Genomic DNA, 20,361 nt, shown 5'->3' on the forward strand with positions numbered 1-20,361 from the left:
TCGATCCGGCCGAGGCTCTCGGTCCGGGTGAGGGCGTGCGGTGCCTTGACCTTGCTCGTCACGTCGGATCCCATAAGCCGCGCCGCGGCCTTGTGTTATCTTTGGCCACCGCCCGGACCGAGTTCCGGGGTGCGCCAAGGCCACTTGTGTGGTGGGGCGCAATTCTAGTACGCGGTGCCATCGTTTTTCGGCGCTGGACCGTTTTCCGGGAAGATCACCACACCATGTCTCAGCGCTGCGACGTCTGCGGAAAGGGGCCCATGTCGGGCAACAACGTCAGCCATTCCAAGCGACACACCCGGCGCCGCTTCATGCCCAACCTGCAGTCCGTCCACATTCTCCGTGCCGGCCGTCTCGTCAAGGCCAAGGTCTGCACTCGCTGCGTGCGGACCCAGGCGAAGGCTGCTCGTTAGCCCTACGAGGCTGCGCTGCGCCGCGCCGGCCGCGGCCGCCTGATCGCGCGCAGCAGGCTGACCATCTCGACGGCGGCGATGGCGGCGTCAGCGCCCTTGTTGCCCGCCTTGCCGCCCGCCCGGTCGAGCGCCTGCTCGAGGTTCTCCGCGGTGACCACGCCGAAGCCGGTCGGCACCCCGGTGGCGGCGTGGACCGCCCCCACGCCGCGGGCGGCCTCGCCGGCGACCAGGTCGAAGTGGGCCGTCTCCCCGCGGATGACCACCCCGAGGCAGATCACCGCGTCGACGTTGCCATGCTCGGCGAGCTCCCTGGCGGCGACGGGGATCTCGAAGGATCCGGGTACCCAGGCCACCACCAGGTCCGCGTCACGCGCGCCGTGACGCAGCAGGGTGTCCACCGCTCCCTCGAGGAGGCGTTGCGAGACGACGTCGTTGAAGCGACCGACCACCAGCCCGAAGCGCATTCCGGTGGCATCGAGCTTGCCCGTCTTCACATCCACGCGCGCATCGTCCCAGATATTTCGGGACGTTGGGCTATCGGCGCGTGCGCCGGGAGCTCACTGGGGAAGGTCCGTGCGCGGCTGCGTGGCCCCGCGCAGGTAGACGTGGCGCAGCTCATGGCGGGTCCGGGTGGTCTCCACGTGGGCGAGCAGCCGGAGCACTCGCGGCATGGCCCCGGGCACGTCGATCTCCGTTGCGGAGAGCATCGGGACGTCGGTCATGCCGGCCTGGCGGGCCGCGTAGGCGGGGAACTCGGCCGTGAGGTCCGGCGTGGCGGTGAAGACGATGCTGACCAGCTCTTCGGCGGTGAGGCCGTTGCGCCCCAGCACGGCCTGGACGAGCTCGGCGATGGCCTCGAGGATCAGGCCGCGATCGTTTGCCTCGACCTGGATGGCGCCACGGATCGCCTGGATGGCCATGGCCGCCGCGGCTAGCCGGCGTCGAGCTGCTCGGGGTCGAGGCGGTGCCCGAGCTTGGTTCGCTTGGCCTCCAGGTAGCGCCGGTTGTGCGCGGTCGGCGGAACCACCAGCGGCACCTGGTCCACCACCTCGAGCCCGAAGCCGGAGAGCCCGTAGTACTTACGAGGGTTGTTGGTGAGAACGCGGATCCGCTGCACGCCGAGGTCAGCGAGGATCTGCTGACCGATGCCGTAGTCGCGCTTGTCGACGGGAAGGCCGAGGTGCTGGTTGGCCTCCACGGTGTCGAGGCCGCGGTCCTGGAGCGCGTAGGCGCGGAGCTTGTCGAGCAGCCCGATGCCCCTGCCCTCCTGGCGCAGGTAGACGAGGACGCCGCGGCGCGCGTCCCCGAGGATGGCCATGGCGCGATCCAGCTGGGCGCGGCAGTCGCAGCGCTGCGAACCGAACACGTCGCCGGTGAGACATTCGCTGTGCACCCGCACCAGCACCGGTCCGCCGTCGGCCACGTTCCCCCAGCACAAGGCCACGTGGGTGGCGCCGGTGATGACGTCCTCGTAGGCGTGGATGGTGACCACGCCCTCGTCGATCGGCAGGGTCGTGGTGGCGCCGCGGACGACCAGGCGTTCGCTGCGGCGCCGGTAGGCGATGAGGTCGCTGATGGCCACGATGCGCAGGCCGTGCTCGGCGGCGAAGTCGTCGAGGTCGGCGCGGCGGGCCATGCTTCCGTCGGCGCGCATGATCTCGCAGATCACGCCGGCAGGAAAGCGCCCGGCGGCCTTGCACAGGTCGACGATCGCCTCCGTCTGGCCGGCCCGTTCGAGCACGCCACCCGGTGCGGCGCGGAGGGGAAACGTGTGACCTGGCTTGGCGAAATCGCCGGGTCGCGCATGCTCGTCGCAGAGCAGCCTGATGGTGGTGGCGCGGTCGAAGGCGGAGATGCCGGTGGTCACCCCGCGGCCCACCCCGTCGACGCTCACCGTGAACGCCGTGCCGAACTGTGAGGTGTTGTTGGCAACCATGGCGGAAAGGCCGAGCTCGTCGAGCCGCCATGCCTCGCAGGCCACGCACACCAGTCCCCGGGCGTGGGTGGCCATGAAGTTGACGGCCTCGGGGGTGATGCGGTCGGCGGCGATGGCGAGGTCACCCTCGTTCTCGCGGTCCTCGTCGTCGACGATGACCACGAAGCGACCCTGGCGGATGTCCTCGATCGCCTCCTCGGGCGTGCACAGCGTCATCGGTCAGCCCTCCGCAGCCAGCACCACGGCTCGCGTGGTGCTGGCGTGCGCGGCGACGCCGCGCTGCACGTACTTGGCCACGAGATCGCCCTCCAGGTTGACGTCGCTGCCGACCCGCCAGCCGCCGGCGATCGTGTGGTCACGCGTGTGCGGGATCAGCGAGACGGTGAAGCCCGCGTCATCGACGCTCACCACGGTGAGGCTGATCCCGTCGATGGCGATGCATCCCTTCTCGACGAGCAGCGGCATCAGGGCCGGGGGGGATCCGATGGTCACCCAGGTGGCGTTGCCGTCGGCACGGATGGCGGTGATCCGGCCGACCCCGTCGACGTGCCCGGTGACCAGGTGGCCTCCCACGCGGCCGTCGTGGCGGAGCGCCGCCTCGAGGTTGACCTGGTCACCCACGCCCAGCGAACCGAGCGTGGTCCGCGCGAACGTCTCGGGCATCACGTCCGAGACGAAGCCAGCGCTGATGAAGTCGGTCACCGTCAAGCAGCAGCCGTCGACCGCGATGCTGTCGCCCCGGCGCGCGCCGCGCAGCACCTCGCCGCAATTGATGCGCAACCGGCCGTCGACGGCGTCGACGCTGTCGACTTGACCGACCTCCTCGACGATCCCGGTGAACATCTACCGCACACAGTAGCCGGTCACGATGAGATCGCCGCCGAGCTGTTCGACCTCGAGGTCGGTGAGGACGACGGCCTCGGCCAGCGACCCGGCGCCCTCACCACCGATCGCGGCCGGGGCCGCGTCGCCGCCGATCAGGCGGGGGGCCAGCACGGCGACGACCGCGTCGATCAGGCCCTGGTCGCGCAGCGAGCCAAGCACCGCGGCGCCGCCTTCGGCCAGGACGCTGATCACCTCGCGACCGCCCAGGACTGTGAAGAGGGCGGGCAGGTCGACGCCACCCCGGCTCGCCGGCAGAACGACGATCTCAGCACCCGCCGCCTCGAGTGCAGCGGTTCGCTCCGGCGGGGCGGCTGCGGTGGTGGCGATCAGCACCGGCCCGCCGTCGGTCGTGAAGAGGCGAGCCGTCGGCGGGGTGCGCAGGGTGCTGTCGACGATCACCCGAAGCGGTTGCCGGGCGCCACCGGGCAGCCGCGCGGTCAGCACCGGGTCATCCTGCGCGACCGTGCTCGCGCCCACCAGGATGGCGTCGTGTCGGTGGCGCAGCCGATGGGCTAGCTCGCGGGACGCGTCTGAGCTGATCCACCGCGACTCGCCGGTGCGGGTGGCGATCCGCCCGTCCAGAGAGGCCGCGAACTTGGCGGTCACGAAGGGCATGCCGGTGCGCATGTGGGTGAGATAGAACCGGTTGAGTCGCTCCGCCTCGGCGTTGCGGACGCCGACCTCGACGGCGATGCCGGCGGCCTCGAGAGCGGCGACGCCGCGCCCGGCCACCGCAGGGTTCGGGTCGAGCATGGCGACCACGACCCGGCGCGGCGCGGCGGCGATGACCGCGTCGACGCACGGCGGGGTGCGGCCCTGCACGGTGCACGGCTCGAGGGTCACGAGCAGGTCGGCGCCCCTGGCAGCGTCGCCCGCCACGACCAGCGCGTTGACCTCGGCGTGCGGCTCGCCGGCCCGCGCGTGGTACCCGACCGCGACGACCTTGCCGCCACGCGCCACCACAGCCCCGACCATGGGGTTGGGGCTGGTGGCGTGATCGGCAAGCGCCGCCTCGGCCAGGGCGACGTCCATGAGCGCGCCGTCGTCAGCCACGGTCAGCGCGTCGACGAGACAGGTGCGACACGTCGCGCCGGCGGCGACAGGGTTCCGTCCGGGCGAAGGCTGCGGCGCTGCTCGAGGGCGGCGCGCAGCTGTCCGCAGGCCGCGTCGGTGTCCGATCCGCGCGTGTCACGCACCGTGACCACCGCGCCATCGAGCTCGGTGAGGAAGGCCAGCTCGGTGCGCCGGTCGGGAGGCCCCCAGGGGCTGTCGTCGATGTGGTTCATGGGGATCACGTTGACGTGGGCGTGTGCGCGACGGGCGATGTCGCGCAGCCCGCGGGCCTGCTCGACACTGTCGTTGATGCCGCCGATGAGGCACCACTCGAAGGTGAGCCTGCGCCCGGTGGCGCGGGCGTAGCCGGTGGCCGCGCCGACCAGCGACTCGAGGGGGTGGGCGCGATTGAGCGGCACCAGCCGGTCGCGCAGCTCGTCGGTGGAGGCGTGCAGCGACACCGCCAGCGTGCAGCCCATGCCCTCGACCGCCAGCCGGTGGATGGCCGGCACGACGCCGCTGGTGGAGACGGTGATGCGGCGCGCGCTGAGGCCCCCGTCGGCGACGAGCACCCGCATCGATCCCACGGTGGCGTCGTATGCGGCGAGCGGCTCGCCCATGCCCATGTACACGACGTGCGTGACCGGCCCCAGGCCGCGCGCGTACAGCGCCCTGGCGGCGGCGCGCACCTGGTCGACGACCTCCGCGGCGGTGCACGAGCGGCGCAGCCCCATGCGTCCCGTCGCACAGAACGGGCACCCCACGGCGCAGCCGACCTGGGTGCTGACGCACACCGTCGACCGGCGCCGTGACAGTTCGCGCCCGGGAGTCTCCATCGCCACCGTCTCGACCGTCTGCCCATCGGCGAGCCTGCAGAGCAGCTTGATGGTGCGGCCGAAGTCCGCCTCACTCTCAGCGGCGATCGTCACCGTGGAGAAGTCGAGATCGTCGCTGAGCCGGCTGCGCAGCTCGGACGGGAGCTGACGGATGTCGTCCAAGCCGGACACGAACGGCTGCCAGGCGGCGTGGCGCAGCTGTGCCGCGCGAAAGGCGGGCGCGCCGTGTGCGGACAGCAGCTCGATGAGGGTGTCGGAGTCCGCGGTGCTCAGTGCGATGCGGGGCATAGGCTTCCATTCTCGCAGCGAACCTAGACTGGGCCGGTGCGCGACCTCTTCAGCGGCCTCATCGGAGTGCCCGCGACGATCCTGATCGCGGCGGGTCTTGGACTGGCCGGGGTCACGCTCGTGAGCCGGGCGCGACGCCGCCGCGAGCCGCCGATCCGCTGGGTTCACCTGGCGCTGGGGTTGGCCCTCTTCATCGCCGGCGGGCTGGTGATGCTCCTCGACGTCGCGGTGGTGGGAGTGCGCTGACGGCGCTCAGGTGCGCCCCAGCAGGTCGAGGAACTCGTTGCGGCACTTGGGGTCGGTCTGGAAGCCCCCGGTCAAGGCCGACGTCACCGTGCGGCTGTTTTGCTTCTCGACGCCGCGCATCATCATGCAGAGGTGGGAGGCCTCGATGACCACGGCCACGCCGTAGGGATCGAGAGCCTCGTTGAGCGCGGCGGCGATCTGGGTGGTGAGCCGCTCCTGGACCTGGAGGCGGCGCGCGAACATCTCCACGATTCGCGGCAGCTTGCTGAGCCCGACGATGCGGCCGCGCGGCAGGTAGGCGACGTGCGCCTTGCCAAAGAACGGCAACAGGTGGTGCTCACAGAGCGAGTACACCTCGATGTCGCGGACCAGCACCATCTCTTCGTAGCTCTCCTCGAAGACGGCGCCGTTGATGACGTCGGCGACCTCGAGGTCGTAGCCGCTGAGCAGGAATCGAAGGCTGCGGGCGACGCGGTCCGGCGTGTGCAGGAGGCCCTCCCGCGCCGTGTCCTCGCCGACCTCGCGGATGAGACACTCGATGAGCGGGATGATCGGGTCAGCGCCCACGGAGGCGACGGCCGCGACCGGTTGATCCCGCGACGGTCGGATCGGCAGCGGCGTGGGCTCGTCCATCCGGCAACTATGCCACCGCGACCAGGCAGCGCCGGCCGGAGAGTCCGTCTGCCGGCGGCTATCGATTGCTGTAGATGGGGATGTTGGTGCCGGACAGCGGAGCTGCGGCGTCACTCACGAGGAACTCCACGATGGCGGCGACGTCCTCCGGGGTCATCCCCGCACGCAGCTGGGGAGCGGCGCGTCGCAGCATCGCGGTGTCCACCGCTCCAGGGCTCACCGCCACGCAGCGCACGCCGTGCTCACGACCTTCCAAGGCCACCGCCTCGGTCAAACCGATCAGCCCGGCCTTGGAGACGTTGTAGGAGGCATTGCCCGGGAACTTCTCGACCCCGGGGACGCCGGAGAGTGAAGCCATGTTCACGATCACGCCCCCGCCGCCGGCAGCCATCCGACGCAGCGCTTCGCGGCACCCGGCGAACGCGGCGTCGAGGTTGACGGCCATGACCGCGCGCCAGCGCTCGTCGCTGATGTCGGCCAGCGGTTGCGGGTCCAGAGCCGCCGCGTTGTTCACCCACACCGCCATGCGGCCGAGCTCCGCAGCTACCGCCGCAATCTCCGCCATGGCACCGGCTGCGCCCACGTCGGCGTGGTGCACGTGGATCCCCGGCCGGCCGGCGGCGGTCTCGGCGAGCTCCGACTCGGTGCGTGCCACCGCCAGCACGGTGTACGGCCCAGCCAGGCGTTGCGCGATCGCGCGGCCGATGCCACGCCCTGCGCCGGTGACGACGGCGACATCGTCGCGCGACTCGTCGTTTGTGCCTGTCACGTCGACGCAGGATCGTACTGCCGCCGTTCCCTGTACGCGGAGCCACGGTCAGGTACCGGTTCCGGGAACCCAGGCTGCCGGCGGCGTGCTATCACTCCGCCGGCGTGGGCCTGGGGTGTCGCTCGCACATCCGCCAAGGCAGCGGCCGGGGGGCCAGCCAGCGCCTAGCGCGAGCTCCACGGGCCGATTGTCAGCGCGAACGTCGATTTGTGCGTGGTTGGTGACGAACGTCGGCTACTGGGGGACCCCTCAATAAGCCAATTGCGTCAAATACTCCTCAACTTTGCGCACATGCGCCAGACCTGCCACCGGTCCTCCTGGAAAGCGCCGCTTTGAATACGAAAACGTGGTGCCCAGGAAGGGACTCGAACCCTTACAACCTTGCGGTCACCAGCCCCTCAAGCTGGCGTGTCTACCAATTCCACCACCTGGGCACGTGGCCGGCGGATTTTACCTGCACCGGCTCGCGCGCAACCGCCGCTCGCGGCCGCCTTGTGCGCCATCTCGAGACTACTTACTATGCGTGAATCATTATCCGGCGTTATGCACTGGGATGAGGCATGGCAGTAGCCCTCCACCACGTTGAAGCCGCCGCCCCCCCCGCCCGGAGCGGCGCCGCCGACCAGGTTCCCGTGGCGCTGGGCCGCATGCTCGCTCCCCTTCACGAAGCTCTGCGCGCCAGTGCCCCCGCTTCTGGGACTCGCATCGGGGCGATGTCCTCTTATCACCTGGGATGGACCGACGCGCAGGGGCGGCCTGGCAGGGGTGCATCGGGCAAGTTCGTGCGCGGCTGCCTGGCACTCTGGGCGGCCGAGCAGTGCGGTGGGGACGTGGCGAGCGCGCTGCCCGCCGCCACCGCCGTCGAGTGGATCCACAACTTCACCCTGGTCCACGACGACATCCAGGACGGCGACGTCGAACGTCGCCATCGCCCCACCGTCTGGGCGGTCTGGGGCAGCGCCCAGGCGATCAACGCCGGTGACGGCATGCACGCGATCGCCTACCGCGCGCTGCTGTCCGGACGTGATCGGCCGACGGCGCGATTGCGTGCGGCGACGGCGATCAACGACGCCATCGTCGCCGTCATCGAAGGCCAGTGCCTCGACCTTGCCCTGGAGGGGCAGATCGACACTACCGTGACCACCTACCTGCACCTGGCGCGCGCCAAGACCGGAGCCCTGATCGGTGCGGCGCTCGAGGCCGGAGCCCTGCTTGGCGGTGCCGACTCGCGCCGGGCCGCGCTGCTGCGCCGCGCCGGCATCGAGATGGGGATCGCCTTCCAGGTGCGCGACGACTGGTTGGGAACGTGGGGAGACAGCGCGGTGACCGGCAAGGGCTGCGGCGGTGACCTTGCCCGGCGCAAGGTCACCTACCCGGTCGTCGCCGGCCACGCACGACTGCGAGGCGCGGCGCAGCGCCACTTCCGCCGGCTCTACCGGCAACCCGGGGGCGACGAGGACGTGATCCTGGCGCTCCTCGACGAGGCGCGGGCCGGCGAGGCGGTCGCCGACGAGCTGGCGCGTCGCAGCCGCTCGGCGATGCGCCTGGCGGGGATGTGCGGGCTCTCGCCGGTGGCGGTCGGCGACTTCCGGTCGTTCGTCGACTTCATCGTCGAGCGGGCGGCCTGATGGTGGCCATCAACGGTGAGCGCTCGCACCCCAACGGAGCGACGAGCAGCCGCAAGGCGGACCACCTGCGCATCAACCTCGAGGAGGACGTCGCCGCCAAGGGTGTGTCCACCGGCTTCGACGCCTACCGCTTCATGCATTGCGCGCTCCCCGACATCGACCTCGACGAGGTCAGCACCGCCACCGAGGTGCTGGGCTGGCAGCTCGCCTCTCCCCTCTTCATCTCGTGCATGACCGGTGGGACCGAGCAGGCGGCGCGCATCAACATGGTGCTCGCGGAGACGGCTGCCGAGCTCGGGATCGCCCTGGGTCTCGGCTCTGCCCGCGTACTCCTGGAGCGTCCCGAGGCGCTCCCCAGCTTCGCCGTCAGAGAGATCGCCCCGACGGTTCCACTGCTGGCCAACCTGGGGGCGGTGCAGCTCAACCTCGGGGTAAGCAGCGGTGACTGCGCGCGCCTCGTCGACATGCTCGGCGCCGACGCGCTGGTGCTGCACCTCAACGCGCTCCAGGAGGCGCTGCAGCCGGAGGGCGACACCTGCTTCGCGGGCCTGCTGGGACGCATCGAGACGGTAGCGGCCTCGCTTGCCGTGCCGGTGATCGTCAAGGAGGTCGGCTGGGGAATCTCGGCGGACCTGGTCACCGGGCTGCTCGACGCGGGCGTCGCCGCGGTCGACGTGGCCGGCGCTGGGGGCACCTCCTGGAGTGAGGTCGAGCGCCATCGCCTCGGCGGCCCCGCGGCGGGGACGGCGGCAGCGTTCGCCGGCTGGGGCATCCCGACGGCGGTCGCGCTCACCCAGGCGCGCGCGGCCGCCCCGGACGGCGTGATCTTCGCCAGCGGCGGAGTGCGCAGCGGGCTCGACGTCGCCGTGGCCAGCGCGCTCGGCGCCGACCTCGTCGGAGTGGCAGGGCCCTTCCTGCGCGCCGCGGCGTTCGGCACGCAGGCGTGCGTCAACCTCGGACGCGAGTGGTTCGACGTGCTGCGCATCGCCATGTTCTGCACCGGCTCGCGCGACCTGCCCTCGCTGCGCAGCTCTGCACGGTTGGTGCGCGAGGACGGCGGCCCCGTCCCGGGCGCGGACGGGGTCACCCTGGTCGCCAGCCTGATCGAGACCATCTCCGACCTCCGCGGCACCCAGGTGACACGCACAGCCGCTCGCGGATGAGCGTGCTCGCACCCGCCCCGTCACCCCCTCACGCCGAGCTGGCGCACGCGGATGCCTTCTGCCGGCGCCTTGCGCGTCGTCATTACGAGAACTTCACGGTCGCGTCGGCGGTGCTTCCTGCCGAGCTGCGCGTCCACCTGGCGCGCATCTACGCGTACTGCCGGGTGACGGACGACCTCGGCGACGAAAGCCGCTCCGACGCTCGCCTGCAGATGTGGCGCGCTGAGGTGATCGCCGCGCTGAGCGGCGACGCGGTGCCCACCCACCCTGTCCTGCTCGCTCTTCGCGAGACCGTGCATGCGTGCGCGATCCCGGTGCAGCCGTTCGTCGACCTGATCAGCGCCAACCTCCAGGACCAGCGGGTCACCGCCTACGCCAGCTGGCCTGAGCTGGAGGCGTACTGCCGGCTGTCGGCTGCGCCCGTCGGCCGCATGGTCCTCGCGGTGCTAGGGATTCGCGGTCCGCGTGCGGAGCGGCTCTCAGATTCCGTGTGCATCGGGTTGCAGCTGGCCAACTTTGCCCAGGACGTCGCGGTCGACGCGCGCCTCGGGCGGCGCTACCTGCCGGCTGACGACGTCGCCGCACTGGGTGTCCACGGCGCGGTGCGCGCGCTCTGTGAGCGCGCCCACGCCATGCTCGAGGCGGGCTGCGAGCTGGAGGCGATGACCGCCGGCCGTCTGCGTGCCCAGCTGGCGATGTACCGGCTGGGAGGGACGGCCATCCTCGACGCGATCCGGCGCGCGTCGTTCCGTACCGATGCGGTTCGCCCCGAGGTGAGCGCGCCGGTCAAGGCCCGTCTCGCGGCCGAGGCGATCGCGCTCCTGGCGACCGACCACCCCGGTTCCGCGAGCAACGGCGGCATCGTGCAGGCCGAGCGGGTCTGCCAGCGCCTCGCCCGTATCAACGCGGCCAACTTCTACTGGGGGTTCATCGCCCTGCCGCGGCCGCAGCGCACCGCCATCTACGCGCTGTACGACTTCGCGCGCCAGGTCGACGACGCCGTCGACTCCCCCACGGCTGCTGACCCACGCGCAGCGCTCGACTCGACGCGGGCACGGCTGCGTGGCGCCCTGGCGGGCGAGCCCGACGACGACGTCACCACCGTCCTGGCCCGCGCGGTGGCGTCGTACCGCATCCCGCGCGCGGAGCTGGACGCTCTCATCGACGGTGTCGAGCGCGACCTCACCACGTCGCGATATTCCGACTGGGATGAGCTGGCCGGCTACTGCCTCCTGGTCGCATCCAGCGTGGGTCGGATGTGTGTGCGCATCTTCGGTTTCGACGACGAGGTCGCGCTGGCCCATGCGGACGACCTGGGGCAGGCGATGCAGCTCACCAACATCCTCCGAGACGTCCGCGGCGACCTGGAGATGGGGCGCATCTACCTCCCCTTGGACGAGCTCGCCGCCTTCGGCATCAGCGAGCAGCAGCTCGCCGGCGCAGCTCCTCCACCGCGCTGGCCGGAATTCGTCGGCTTTCAGGCACGACGGGCACGCCGTCTCTTCGCCTCGGGGCTCCGCGTGGAGCACCACATCCCGCATCGCGCCGGGATCTGCGTGCGCACCATGGCCGGGCTGTACCAGCGCATCCTCGCGGAGATCGAGGCGCACCCGGAGACGCCGCTGCAGCGGCGGCTCTCCCTGACCCCTTCACGGAAGGCGGCGGTGCTGGTTCGTGCGGCGCTGCCGCGAGCACCACGCAGGGTGGTGAGCGCCGGCAGCGGTGCCCGCCGCTGATGCGCGTCGTCGTCGTCGGCGCGGGACTAGCCGGGCTCGCCGCCACGTGCAGGTTGATCGACCGCGGCCACGACGTCGTCCTGGTGGAGCGGACCCGGCTGGTCGGTGGCAAGGCGACGTCATTCACCGTCGACGGGGTGGAGGTTGACAACGGCCAGCACGTCCATCTCGGCTGCTGCACCGATTATCTCGACTTCGTGAGGTCACTGGGCATGAGCGACGCGCTCTGGAACCAGCGGCGGTTCGAGGTTACCGTGCTGCGCCGCGAGGGCCGTCCGAGCAGGCTGTTCGCGACGCGCGGACTGCCCCCCGCGCTCAGCCTGCTCCCATCGTTCGCAGCGTATGCACCGCTGCGGCTCGCGGCGAAGCTCGAGGTGGTCCGCGGCCTGCGCAGTGCCGGCGAGACCCCTGGCCCCGGTGAGACCTTCGCCGCATGGCTCCGGCGCCACGGCCAGGGACGCGCGGCCATCGACGGCTTCTGGGAGCTCTTCGTCGTGCCGGCGCTCAATGGCAGGCTCGACGAGGTGGCCGCCGCAGACGCACTGTTCGTGATCCGCACCGCCTTCACCGGGCACCCGGACGCGGCGCGGATTGGCTGGTCGCGCGTCCCCCTGGCGCGGATCGCGGAAGCCGCGGCGGCGCGCGCAGGCAGCGTCCGTCTGCGCAGCGGCGTCGTGGCTCTGCTCGACGACGGCGGGGACGTGCACGGAGTCCGCTGCAATGACGGCGAGGAGATCGTGGGCGACGCGGTGGTGCTCGCCGTGCCACCGGCGCGTGCCGCCGCCATCCTCGGAGACCCGACGCGGTACGGCGTCACCGGGCTGGACCGGTTCCAATCCCGAGCCATCGTCGACGTTCACCTCTGGTTCGACGCCGCGGTTGACATTGGCTTCGCCGCCATCGTCGGCTCGCCGGTGCAGTGGGTGTTCGAGAAGCAACCAGGCTACCTGTGCTGCAGCCTGAGCGCCGCCGATACCGTGGTGGGCCGCCCGGAAGCAGACCTCGTCGAGCTGTGCCACGGGGAATTGACCGCGGTGCTGCCGCGGCTTGGCTCCGCCCGTCTGGTGCGAGGCGCTGTCACGCGCGACCCCGAGGCAACCTTTATCCCCGCTCCGGGGCTGCATCGCCCGGGCTCGACGACGTCGCGTCCCAACCTCGCCATCGCGGGCGCCTGGACCGCGACCGGCTGGCCGGCGACCATGGAGTCGGCGGTGCGCAGCGGTCGCGCGGCCGCCGACGTGCTCGCCAACGCGCCCCGGCGTGCAACGCGTGAGCTGGAGACGGCGCGTGGCTGACACCCTGCAGCGCGAACACGCCGGCGTCATTCCGGGCTCACGCGCCGCCGTCAGCGCCGCGGTCGACCACCTCCTCGAACGGCAGGACGCGCGCGGCTGGTGGTCGGGGGAGCTGGAGACCAACGTCACCATGACGTCTGAGCACGTACTGCTGCTCGCGTTTCTCGGCCTCCCGCACGACGACATCAGGGACGGAGCGATCCGCCACCTGCTCGGCTGCCAGCGCGAGGACGGTTCCTGGGGCCTGTACCACGACGCTCCCGCCGACCTCAGCACTACCATCGAGGCGTATGTGGCCCTGCGCGTCCTCGGCCTCGACGGCGCGCGACCGGAGCTGAGCCAGGCACGGCGCGCCATCCTCGAGCAGGGCGGGGTCGCCCACGCGCGCGTCTTCACCAAGATCTGGCTGGCTCTCTTCGGCGCCTACCCGTGGGAGGGCGTTCCCAGCATGCCGCCGGAGCTGGTCTGGCTGCCGCCAAGGGTCCCGCTCAACCTATACGACTTCGCATGCTGGGCACGCGGGACGATCGCGCCTCTGCTCATCGTCATCTCCCGCCGGCCGTGCCGGCCGCTCCCGTTCTCGCTCGCCGAGCTGGTCCTCCCGGGGACCGAGTGGCGTCTGCGCCGGGTCGAGGCGAGCGGGCCGTTCGCGTGGGCCGACCACCTGCAGAAGCAATACGAACGGCTGCGCATCCACCCCGGTCGCAGCGCTGCGCGGCGCCGGCTGGTGAAATGGATCCGTGCGCGGCAGGAGGCCGACGGAAGCTGGGGTGGCATTCAGCCACCGTGGGTGTACTCGCTGATCGCGCTGCATCTCGAGGGCATGCCGCTCGACCACGAGGTCATGCGACGCGGGCTGACGGGGCTGGACCGCTTCGCCGTTGAGGATGACGGCGGCTGGCGTCTCCAGGCGTGCATGTCGCCGGTGTGGGACACCGCGCTCGCGATCCTCGCGCTGCGCCGAGCCGGGATGCCCGCGCATGCCACCCCGCTGCGACGCGCGGTGGAGTGGCTGGTCGACGAGCAGATCGTCGGTGGCGGAGACTGGCAGGTGCGCTGCGCACCCGGGACCGAGGGAGGCGGGTGGGCCTTCGAGTTCGACAACGACATCTACCCCGACGTCGATGACACGGCCGTCGTTGTGCTCGCTTTGCTTGAGGCGGAACAGACCGACGAGGTGCGCAACGCCGTGGCACGCGCGCAACGCTGGGTGGCCGCGATGCGCTCGAGCGACGGCGCCTGGGCGGCCTTTGACCGCGACAACGTGCGCCAGGTGGTGTACTCACTTCCGTTCGCCGACTTCGGCGCCATGCTCGATCCTCCGAGCGAGGACGTCACCGCCCACGCCATCGAGATGTTCAGCGCGCTCGGCGTCCGGCCGGACGCCCCGTTGCTGGCTCCGGCGATTGCCTATCTGCGCGGCGCCCAGGCGCCAGAGGGGTCGTGGTTCGGGCGCTGGGGCGTCAACCACGTGTATGGGACGTGGTGCGTTGTCAGCGCGCTCGCCCCCCTCCATATTGACGACCGCGCCGTGTCGTGCGCCCTGGCGTGGACGGAGCGCGTGCAGAACCACGACGGCGGCTGGGGTGAGACCTGTGCGTCGTACCGCGACCCGTCCTTCGCAGGGGTCGGGTCGAGCACCGCATCGCAGACAGCGTGGGCGATGCTGACGTTGCAGGCCGGGGGCGTCGGCGACGGGGTTGCCGCTAGCTCTGGCGCCCGCCACCTCATCGACCGCCAATCGGCAGGGACCTGGGAGGAGCCGGAGCACACCGGCACCGGTTTCCCTGGCGACTTCTACATCAACTACCACCTCTACCGGCACGTTTTTCCGTTGATGGCGCTGGCTAGATACGCCAGCACCGACGCCTAGGAGCGAACATGGCAATCCCCCTGCGACAGACCGCCCGAGTCGGTGCCTACGTCATGAACCAGCGCTTGCACCGCCGCGAGAAGTTCGCGCTGGTGCTGCAGTTGGAGCCCCTCTACCAGTGCAACCTCGCCTGTGCCGGCTGCGGGAAGATCCAGCAACCGGATGACATCCTGGCGCGGCGGCTCACCGTCCAGGAATGCATTGACGCGGTCGAGGAGTGCGGAGCCCCGATCGTCTCCGTCGCCGGCGGGGAGCCGCTGGTCCACCGTGAGATCAACCAGATCGTCGCGGCGCTCATCGAACGCAAGAAGTTCGTCTACCTGTGCACCAACGCGCTGCTCATGGAGCGCAAGCTCGACAGGTTCAAGCCGTCGCCGTACTTCTCCTGGTCCGTCCACATCGACGGGCTGCGCGAACGCCACGACGAGTCCGTCTGCCGTGACGGTGTGTTCGACAAGGCGGTGTCAGCGGTTCGTGAGGCCAAGCGGCGCGGGTTCCGGGTGAGCACCAACACCACCTTCTTCGGTCAGGACGATGCCAGCACTGTTCGCGACGTGCTCGACTTCCTCAACGACGACCTCAAGGTCGACGTCATGCAGATCTCGCCGGGCTACGCATACGAGCGTGCGCCTGACCAGGAGCATTTCCTCGGCGTGGAGCGCACCCGCGCGATTTTCCGCGAGGCGTTCGCGGACGGTCGCCGCAAGAAGTGGCGGCTCAACCACTCCCCGCTGTTCCTCGACTTCCTCGAGGGGGTCGTTGATTTCCCTTGCACAGCATGGGCAATCCCGTCGTACTCGGTGCTCGGCTGGCAGCGTCCCTGTTACCTGATGAGCGACGGGTACGTGCGCACCTATAGGGACCTGCTCGACACGACGGAATGGTCGCAGTACGGCCGCGGACGTGACCCTCGCTGCGAGAACTGCATGGCCCACTGCGGGTACGAGCCGACCGCGGTGATCGCCACCACCGGTTCGCTGCGCCAGACCCTGCGGGCCGCGTCGGACACACTCGTGGGGCAACGGATGGCGTGAGCGGCGACGAGGTCTTCCTCACCGGGGCGACCGGCTTCATCGGCGGGCACGTCCTCGACGTCCTGCTCGAGGCGGGTCACCCGGTCCGTGCCCTGGTGCGCACACATGGGCAGTTGGGCCGCCGGTCGGGTCTGACCGAGGTCGTCGGCGACGTCACCCGTGCCGGGCGGCTCGTCGATTCGATGCGCGGCTGCCGGGCGGTGATCCACACCGCGGCTGCGTACTCGTTCGCGCCGGCGGAGCGGGCTCGAATCCGCAGCACCAATGTGGCTGGAACTGCGGGCATCCTGGAGGCTGCCCGCTTGGCAGAGGTGGAGCGGGCCGTGGTGACCTCCAGCTCGGCGACCGTCGGTCCGGCGCGTGCCGGCCGGCCGGCGACAGAGGCGAACCACGCCGACGAGCACGGCCACTCCGCCTACCACGATTCCAAGATCGCGGCCGAGCGGGCCGCACTGGCGGCACGTATCCCGACCGTCCTGGTGCTGCCGACCGCTCCGGTCGGCGCGCGCGACTGGAAGCCGACCCCGACGGGCGCGGCCGTGCTCACCTTCCTTCGCGGCCGGGTTCTCGCCAGCGTCGATGGCGGCCTCAATGTCGTTGCCGTTGCAGACGTCGCCAGGGCCCATCTCGCCGCTCTCCAGCGGGGCCAGCCGGGACGGCGGTACCTCGTGGGCGGGGCCAACCTCAGCTTCGACGAGCTGTGGGCGCGGCTCGGCGCGGTGTCAGGACGGCGGCCGCCGCGCCTACGCATGCCGCATGCCGTGGCGCTGCTCGCGGCGCTCGTCGACGAAGCGCGCTGCCGGGTGGTCGCCGGCGCGCAGCCGGTTGTCCCGCTGGAAGGGGCGCGGATGGCGCGACACCGCATGTACGTCGAGACCCGTCGAGCGCAGGAGGAGCTGGGGGTCATCCCGTCCAGCGTCGACGTCGCCCTCGAGGAGTCGGTGCGCTGGTACCGCGAGCACGGGTACCTCGCAGCGTGACCGCGGCGGGTCAGGCGCCGGCCGCTGCTGCCCGGGGCGGGTCGGTCGTCGGCAGCGGCGTCACCTTGGCTGTGGCCGGCGGATCGGGGGCGAGGCGAATCGCGCTCCGCGCGGCCGCCCGGGAAGCGCGCGCGGGTCGCTGCGGTGGCTTCACCGACACCGACAGCTCCAGGCCGAGGTACGTGCGGGCGACCAGCTCGGCGAGCCGGGTCACCTCGCTCACCTCGAGTGTCGAGATGAGGCTGTGCAGCGCCTCGCGCTGCACGCTGACCGCCCGAGCGAGAACCCCCTCCCCATCGCCGTGGAGGCGCACCCTGACATGACGCCGGTCGGAGTCGTCGCGCACGGCCTCGACCAGCCCCGCGTCTCTGAGCTCATGGACAAGGAGGGAGATGCGCGACTCCGGGCAGTGCAGCACTCGAGCCAGGGCGCCCTGGCCGGTCCCGGCAGGCCCGCCGGCGGCGACCACCAGCAGCAGGTGGTAGCGTTGTTCGGTCAAGCCGAAGCTGGCCAGCGTTTGACCCATGATCGACTGGGCCTCCGCGAAGGCGCTGCGCAGCTGGGCGACCAGCTCGATGTCGGCCAGCGCATCACGCGCTCGACGCACACCCTCGGTGGACATGGCGTGAATGTACACGGTGGCGCCATCGAGCGCGTTGATTCCCGGTTCCCCACATGGGCATTGGGACCGTCCGCCGCGGCCCGCGACGACGTCTCGGCAGCGTCCGGATGAGCCGCGAACAGGCCGCAGGTACGGCCGTGAGCGGTCGCCATGTGCTTCTCACCGGCGCCGCCGGTGGGCTGGGCACCACCATCGCCACCGCCCTGTCGAGCCGGGGCGCCGTGCTGATGCTGGTGGACGTCAACGCGGCTGCGCTGCTGTCGCTGCGTGACCGTCTGTCCTGCCACGCACTCGTCGCCGACGTCGCCGACGCCGACGACCGGGCCCGCATCATCAGCCACTGCGAGCGCGCCGAGCACGTGCCCGACGTCCTCATCAACAACGCCGGCATCGAGAAGGCCAGCGAGTTCGACCGCCTCGAACCCGAGGAGGTGCGCCACGCGCTGGACGTCAACCTCGTCGGGGCGATGCTGCTCACCCACGCCGCCCTCGGGGGATTGCGCACACGCGGGCGGGGGCACGTGATCAGCATCGCGTCGATGGCCGGGATCAAGCCGGTGCCGTTCAATGCGGTGTACAACACCGCCAAGGCGGGCCTCGTGGGGTTCTCGCTGTCGCTGAGCAAGGAGCTCGCCGGGAGCGGCGTGGACGCCACGGTCATCTGCCCGTCTGCAGTGACGGGCGTGGGCATGTGGGCGCGCGTCAGTGACCAGCTGACCCCGAACCGCCTGGTCGAGTCGTCCGCGGTGACCCCTGATGCAGTGGCAGCAGCGGTCGTGCGGGCGCTAGAGCAGCGGCCCCGCCGCATCCTGGTTGGCTCTCCGCTGGTGCGGGCGGGAGCGCTGCTGTCGGCGCTGTCGCCGCGGCTGGACGCACTCACCGACCGGCTCAGCCGGATCGACTCCGTGTACCGCGAGCGCATCCGCACGGATCGCGACAACCGGCTGTGATACTCAGACGGAGCCGCGCTCAGGCGGTGACGCTGCTCTTGTGTCCGCGGCGGCGCTCCGCGCGCAGCCCGCGCAAGTAGGCGTAGAAGTCGATCTCCATGGTGTGTCGCGGCGACGCCAGGAACTGGCGCTCGCGCACGGCCCGCTCGTGGCGGATCTGCCCGCGCATCACTTCGATCGTGGGGAGGCGGTAGTCGCCGGCGAGCTGGTCGGCGACCCATTGCGCCTGCGCCTCCGCGATCGGCATCAGCGCACCGAAGGGCTGCACCAGCCCGATGAACGCGAGGTTGGCAACGCCGGGCGGGAACACCTGGTGGAAGAGGTCGACGCGGTTGTCGACGGCACTGAAGACGTCGGCATCGAGGAAGGGGAAGCTGACGTTGTACCCGGTGCAGTACACGACAGCGTCAGCCACCACCTCACTGCCGTCTGTGAAGCGGACGCGACTGCCGGCGAACGACTCGATGTTCGGTTTCGGTGTCACGGCCCCGGCCCTGACGCGCTCGGTGATCCGCTGGCTGACGGTGGGGTGTGCCTCGCCGAGACGGTGGTCCGGCTTGGGCAGGCCGACGTCCTCGGGGCGCCCAATGGTGCCGCGCACGATGAGACTGAAGAACGCCCGCTTCACCGACCAGGGCAGTGGCAGGGCGGTGTTGAAGCTGTCGATCGGCCTGCCCAATGCGAACTTGGGCACGATGTGGGCGCCGCGGCGGCTGGCCAGGTAGACGTTGCCGGCGACGCCGCTGAGCTCGACCGCGATGTCCATCGCCGAGTTGCCCATGCCGAGCACGACCACGGACCTGCCCTCGAACCCGTCAGGCCCCACGTAGTCGTGGGCGTGCATCTGGCGGCCGGAGAATTCACCCGGCAACGGCGGGCTTGGCCAACGCGGCTCACGATGATGGCCGTTGGCGACCACGACCGCGTCGTACTGTCGGGTCCCGCCAGTGCTGAGCTGCACCTCCCAGCCGCGTTCCGCGGCGCGGGCGGCGTGCTCGACGCTGGTGTTGAAGGTGATGTGATCCCGAAAACCGAAATGGTCAATGTACGCGTTGAAGTAGGCGGCCATCTGCGTGTTGTGCGGGTACGGCGGGAACGCCTGCGGCATCGGGTAGTCGGAGAATTCGGTGCGACGCTTGCTGGTGTTGCACTCGAGCGACGGGTAGGACGCCTGGATGTCACCGTCGGCCACGGCCCAGAGGCCACCCGCTCGCGACCGGCGCTCGAAGCAGTCGAAGGAGAAGTCCCGCTCGTGCAGGGCTTTGGAGGCGGCGATGCCGCTTGGGCCTGCGCCGATGACGCAGACGCGCTTGGACGGCGCGGCTGTGGTCATGGCGGGCAATTATCCGAGCCCGTACCGCACCCGTGCCAGACGATGGCTAGCGCTGGACGAACATCCAGCGGTGGCCCTCGACGTCCTCCACGCGGTAGCGGGTGCCGAACTGGTCGGTCTCCGGCTCGCTGAGGATCCGCGCGCCGTGGTCTCGAGCGCGCGCGTGGTGCGCTGCGACGTCGCCGACGTGCACCAGGACGCCGTCCACGATGTACGCAACGGCCGACCACGCCTGCGCCGCCGCGCAGTGCTCGCGATGATGCGCGGGACCTTGGTAGTGAGGGCTCGGCGTGGCCAGCATGATGAGGCCGTCCCCTGCTTCCATCTCCCCGTGGGTGAGCCGGCCGCTGTCGTCGGTCATTCGCCTCCGCTCGCGAAAACCAAATGCGGCGGCGAGCCAATCCAGCGCTGCCGGGCCGTTCTCGTAGGCCAGCATGGGGATGACGTCCGGCTCGTCGATGGGCACGGCGCCAGTGTACAGAGCGCCGACGGACGCTTCCCCGTCACGGGCGGAGCACGGCGATACCGGTGCATCGGCGGGCAAAAGAAAAGAGATACCCGGCAATGACCTACTCTCCCGCCCCGTTGCCAGGGCAGTACCATCGGCGCAGACGGGCTTAACTACTGTGTTCGGGATGGGAACAGGTGTGACCCCGTCGCTATGGTCACCGGATATCTCTCTTTTGCA

General features: G+C 70.7%; 21 protein-coding genes, 1 tRNA gene and 1 rRNA gene. 10 read left to right on the top strand and 13 right to left on the bottom strand.

The window, feature by feature from the left end; translation table 11 throughout:
* Window positions 1-224: 224 nt before the first annotated feature.
* On the top strand, window positions 225-413 hold the full coding sequence (gene rpmB, locus JF886_RS13165) for a 50S ribosomal protein L28 (RefSeq protein WP_337313231.1): 189 nt from the start codon (window positions 225-227) through the stop codon (window positions 411-413).
* Window positions 414-415: 2 nt separating this feature from the next.
* Here the strand turns inward: rpmB and ribH are convergent, their stop codons facing one another.
* From ribH to rlmN, 6 genes are all read right to left on the bottom strand, one after another.
* The gene (ribH, locus tag JF886_RS13170; protein WP_502711433.1) at window positions 416-877 is read right to left on the bottom strand and encodes a 6,7-dimethyl-8-ribityllumazine synthase; all 462 of its coding nucleotides are present in this window, start codon (window positions 875-877) and stop codon (window positions 416-418) included.
* A gap of 93 nt (window positions 878-970) precedes the next feature.
* Complete coding sequence (gene aroH, locus JF886_RS13175) at window positions 971-1,333, bottom strand: chorismate mutase (RefSeq protein ID WP_337313195.1); 363 nt, start codon at window positions 1,331-1,333, stop codon at window positions 971-973.
* 11 nt (window positions 1,334-1,344) lie between these two features.
* Complete coding sequence (locus JF886_RS13180) at window positions 1,345-2,565, bottom strand: bifunctional 3,4-dihydroxy-2-butanone-4-phosphate synthase/GTP cyclohydrolase II (protein WP_337313197.1); 1,221 nt, start codon at window positions 2,563-2,565, stop codon at window positions 1,345-1,347.
* Window positions 2,566-2,568: 3 nt separating this feature from the next.
* Window positions 2,569-3,192: a riboflavin synthase gene (locus JF886_RS13185; protein ID WP_337313199.1), complete on the bottom strand. Its 624-nt coding sequence runs from the start codon at window positions 3,190-3,192 to the stop codon at window positions 2,569-2,571.
* On the bottom strand, window positions 3,193-4,287 hold the full coding sequence (gene ribD, locus JF886_RS13190) for a bifunctional diaminohydroxyphosphoribosylaminopyrimidine deaminase/5-amino-6-(5-phosphoribosylamino)uracil reductase RibD (protein WP_337313201.1): 1,095 nt from the start codon (window positions 4,285-4,287) through the stop codon (window positions 3,193-3,195).
* Window positions 4,288-4,289: 2 nt separating this feature from the next.
* Window positions 4,290-5,411 (bottom strand): dual-specificity RNA methyltransferase RlmN, encoded by a 1,122-nt coding sequence (gene rlmN / locus JF886_RS13195; protein ID WP_337313203.1) that lies wholly within the window; start codon window positions 5,409-5,411, stop codon window positions 4,290-4,292.
* Window positions 5,412-5,447: 36 nt separating this feature from the next.
* Here rlmN and JF886_RS13200 point away from each other — a divergent pair, with 36 nt between their 5' ends.
* Window positions 5,448-5,657: a hypothetical protein gene (locus JF886_RS13200; protein WP_337313205.1), complete on the top strand. Its 210-nt coding sequence runs from the start codon at window positions 5,448-5,450 to the stop codon at window positions 5,655-5,657.
* Between the two features lie 6 nt (window positions 5,658-5,663).
* Here JF886_RS13200 and folE read toward each other — a convergent pair whose 3' ends face one another.
* The 3 genes from folE to JF886_RS13215 form a co-directional block, all read right to left on the bottom strand.
* Window positions 5,664-6,290, bottom strand: coding sequence for a GTP cyclohydrolase I FolE (folE, locus tag JF886_RS13205; RefSeq protein ID WP_502711432.1), 627 nt, complete (start codon window positions 6,288-6,290; stop codon window positions 5,664-5,666).
* A 58-nt stretch (window positions 6,291-6,348) separates the two neighbouring features.
* Window positions 6,349-7,059 carry an SDR family NAD(P)-dependent oxidoreductase gene (locus JF886_RS13210; RefSeq protein ID WP_337313207.1) on the bottom strand — a complete coding sequence of 237 codons (711 nt, stop codon included), beginning with the start codon at window positions 7,057-7,059 and terminating at the stop codon, window positions 6,349-6,351.
* A 347-nt stretch (window positions 7,060-7,406) separates the two neighbouring features.
* A tRNA-Leu gene (locus JF886_RS13215) sits at window positions 7,407-7,493 on the bottom strand.
* Window positions 7,494-7,619: 126 nt separating this feature from the next.
* Here JF886_RS13215 and JF886_RS13220 point away from each other — a divergent pair.
* From JF886_RS13220 to JF886_RS13250, 7 genes are read left to right on the top strand one after another with little or no spacing between them, the layout of a single operon-like run.
* Window positions 7,620-8,687: a polyprenyl synthetase family protein gene (locus JF886_RS13220; protein WP_337313209.1), complete on the top strand. Its 1,068-nt coding sequence runs from the start codon at window positions 7,620-7,622 to the stop codon at window positions 8,685-8,687.
* Window positions 8,688-8,689: 2 nt separating this feature from the next.
* Window positions 8,690-9,850: a type 2 isopentenyl-diphosphate Delta-isomerase gene (gene fni, locus JF886_RS13225; protein WP_337313211.1), complete on the top strand. Its 1,161-nt coding sequence runs from the start codon at window positions 8,690-8,692 to the stop codon at window positions 9,848-9,850.
* Window positions 9,847-11,586: a squalene/phytoene synthase family protein gene (locus tag JF886_RS13230; protein WP_337313213.1), complete on the top strand. Its 1,740-nt coding sequence runs from the start codon at window positions 9,847-9,849 to the stop codon at window positions 11,584-11,586. The genes fni and JF886_RS13230 overlap by 4 nt, the downstream gene beginning before the upstream one ends.
* Window positions 11,586-12,881 carry a hydroxysqualene dehydroxylase HpnE gene (gene hpnE / locus JF886_RS13235; RefSeq protein ID WP_337313215.1) on the top strand — a complete coding sequence of 432 codons (1,296 nt, stop codon included), beginning with the start codon at window positions 11,586-11,588 and terminating at the stop codon, window positions 12,879-12,881. Before JF886_RS13230 ends, hpnE begins: the two co-directional genes overlap by 1 nt.
* On the top strand, window positions 12,874-14,754 hold the full coding sequence (gene shc, locus JF886_RS13240) for a squalene--hopene cyclase (RefSeq protein WP_337313217.1): 1,881 nt from the start codon (window positions 12,874-12,876) through the stop codon (window positions 14,752-14,754). Before hpnE ends, shc begins: the two co-directional genes overlap by 8 nt.
* Before the next feature lie 8 nt (window positions 14,755-14,762).
* Window positions 14,763-15,788: an adenosyl-hopene transferase HpnH gene (gene hpnH, locus JF886_RS13245; RefSeq protein ID WP_337313219.1), complete on the top strand. Its 1,026-nt coding sequence runs from the start codon at window positions 14,763-14,765 to the stop codon at window positions 15,786-15,788.
* Window positions 15,785-16,768, top strand: a complete 984-nt coding sequence (locus tag JF886_RS13250; protein ID WP_337313222.1) for an NAD-dependent epimerase/dehydratase family protein — start codon at window positions 15,785-15,787, stop codon at window positions 16,766-16,768. The genes hpnH and JF886_RS13250 overlap by 4 nt, the downstream gene beginning before the upstream one ends.
* Before the next feature lie 10 nt (window positions 16,769-16,778).
* On the opposite strand, the gene JF886_RS13255 is transcribed toward JF886_RS13250, so the two are convergent.
* Entirely contained in the window at window positions 16,779-17,390 is a 612-nt protein-coding gene (locus tag JF886_RS13255) for a MarR family winged helix-turn-helix transcriptional regulator (RefSeq protein WP_337313224.1), read from the bottom strand.
* Between the two features lie 137 nt (window positions 17,391-17,527).
* Between JF886_RS13255 and JF886_RS13260 the strand changes: the two genes are divergently transcribed.
* A complete protein-coding gene (locus tag JF886_RS13260) occupies window positions 17,528-18,340 on the top strand; it encodes an SDR family NAD(P)-dependent oxidoreductase (protein WP_337313225.1) in 813 nt (270 codons plus the stop codon).
* A gap of 19 nt (window positions 18,341-18,359) precedes the next feature.
* On the opposite strand, the gene JF886_RS13265 is transcribed toward JF886_RS13260, so the two are convergent.
* The 3 genes from JF886_RS13265 to rrf all read right to left on the bottom strand — a co-directional run bounded on the left by JF886_RS13265 (window position 18,360) and on the right by rrf (window position 20,346).
* Complete coding sequence (locus tag JF886_RS13265; RefSeq protein WP_337313227.1) at window positions 18,360-19,673, bottom strand: flavin-containing monooxygenase; 1,314 nt, start codon at window positions 19,671-19,673, stop codon at window positions 18,360-18,362.
* 46 nt (window positions 19,674-19,719) lie between these two features.
* Window positions 19,720-20,139: a VOC family protein gene (locus JF886_RS13270; RefSeq protein ID WP_337313229.1), complete on the bottom strand. Its 420-nt coding sequence runs from the start codon at window positions 20,137-20,139 to the stop codon at window positions 19,720-19,722.
* Window positions 20,140-20,229: 90 nt separating this feature from the next.
* Window positions 20,230-20,346 (bottom strand): 5S ribosomal RNA (rrf, locus tag JF886_RS13275).
* Window positions 20,347-20,361 lie beyond the last annotated feature (15 nt).

Source organism: Candidatus Aeolococcus gillhamiae, from assembly GCF_016464765.1.
In the GTDB taxonomy this organism is placed as follows: Bacteria; Chloroflexota; Dormibacteria; order Aeolococcales; family Aeolococcaceae; genus Aeolococcus; species Aeolococcus gillhamiae.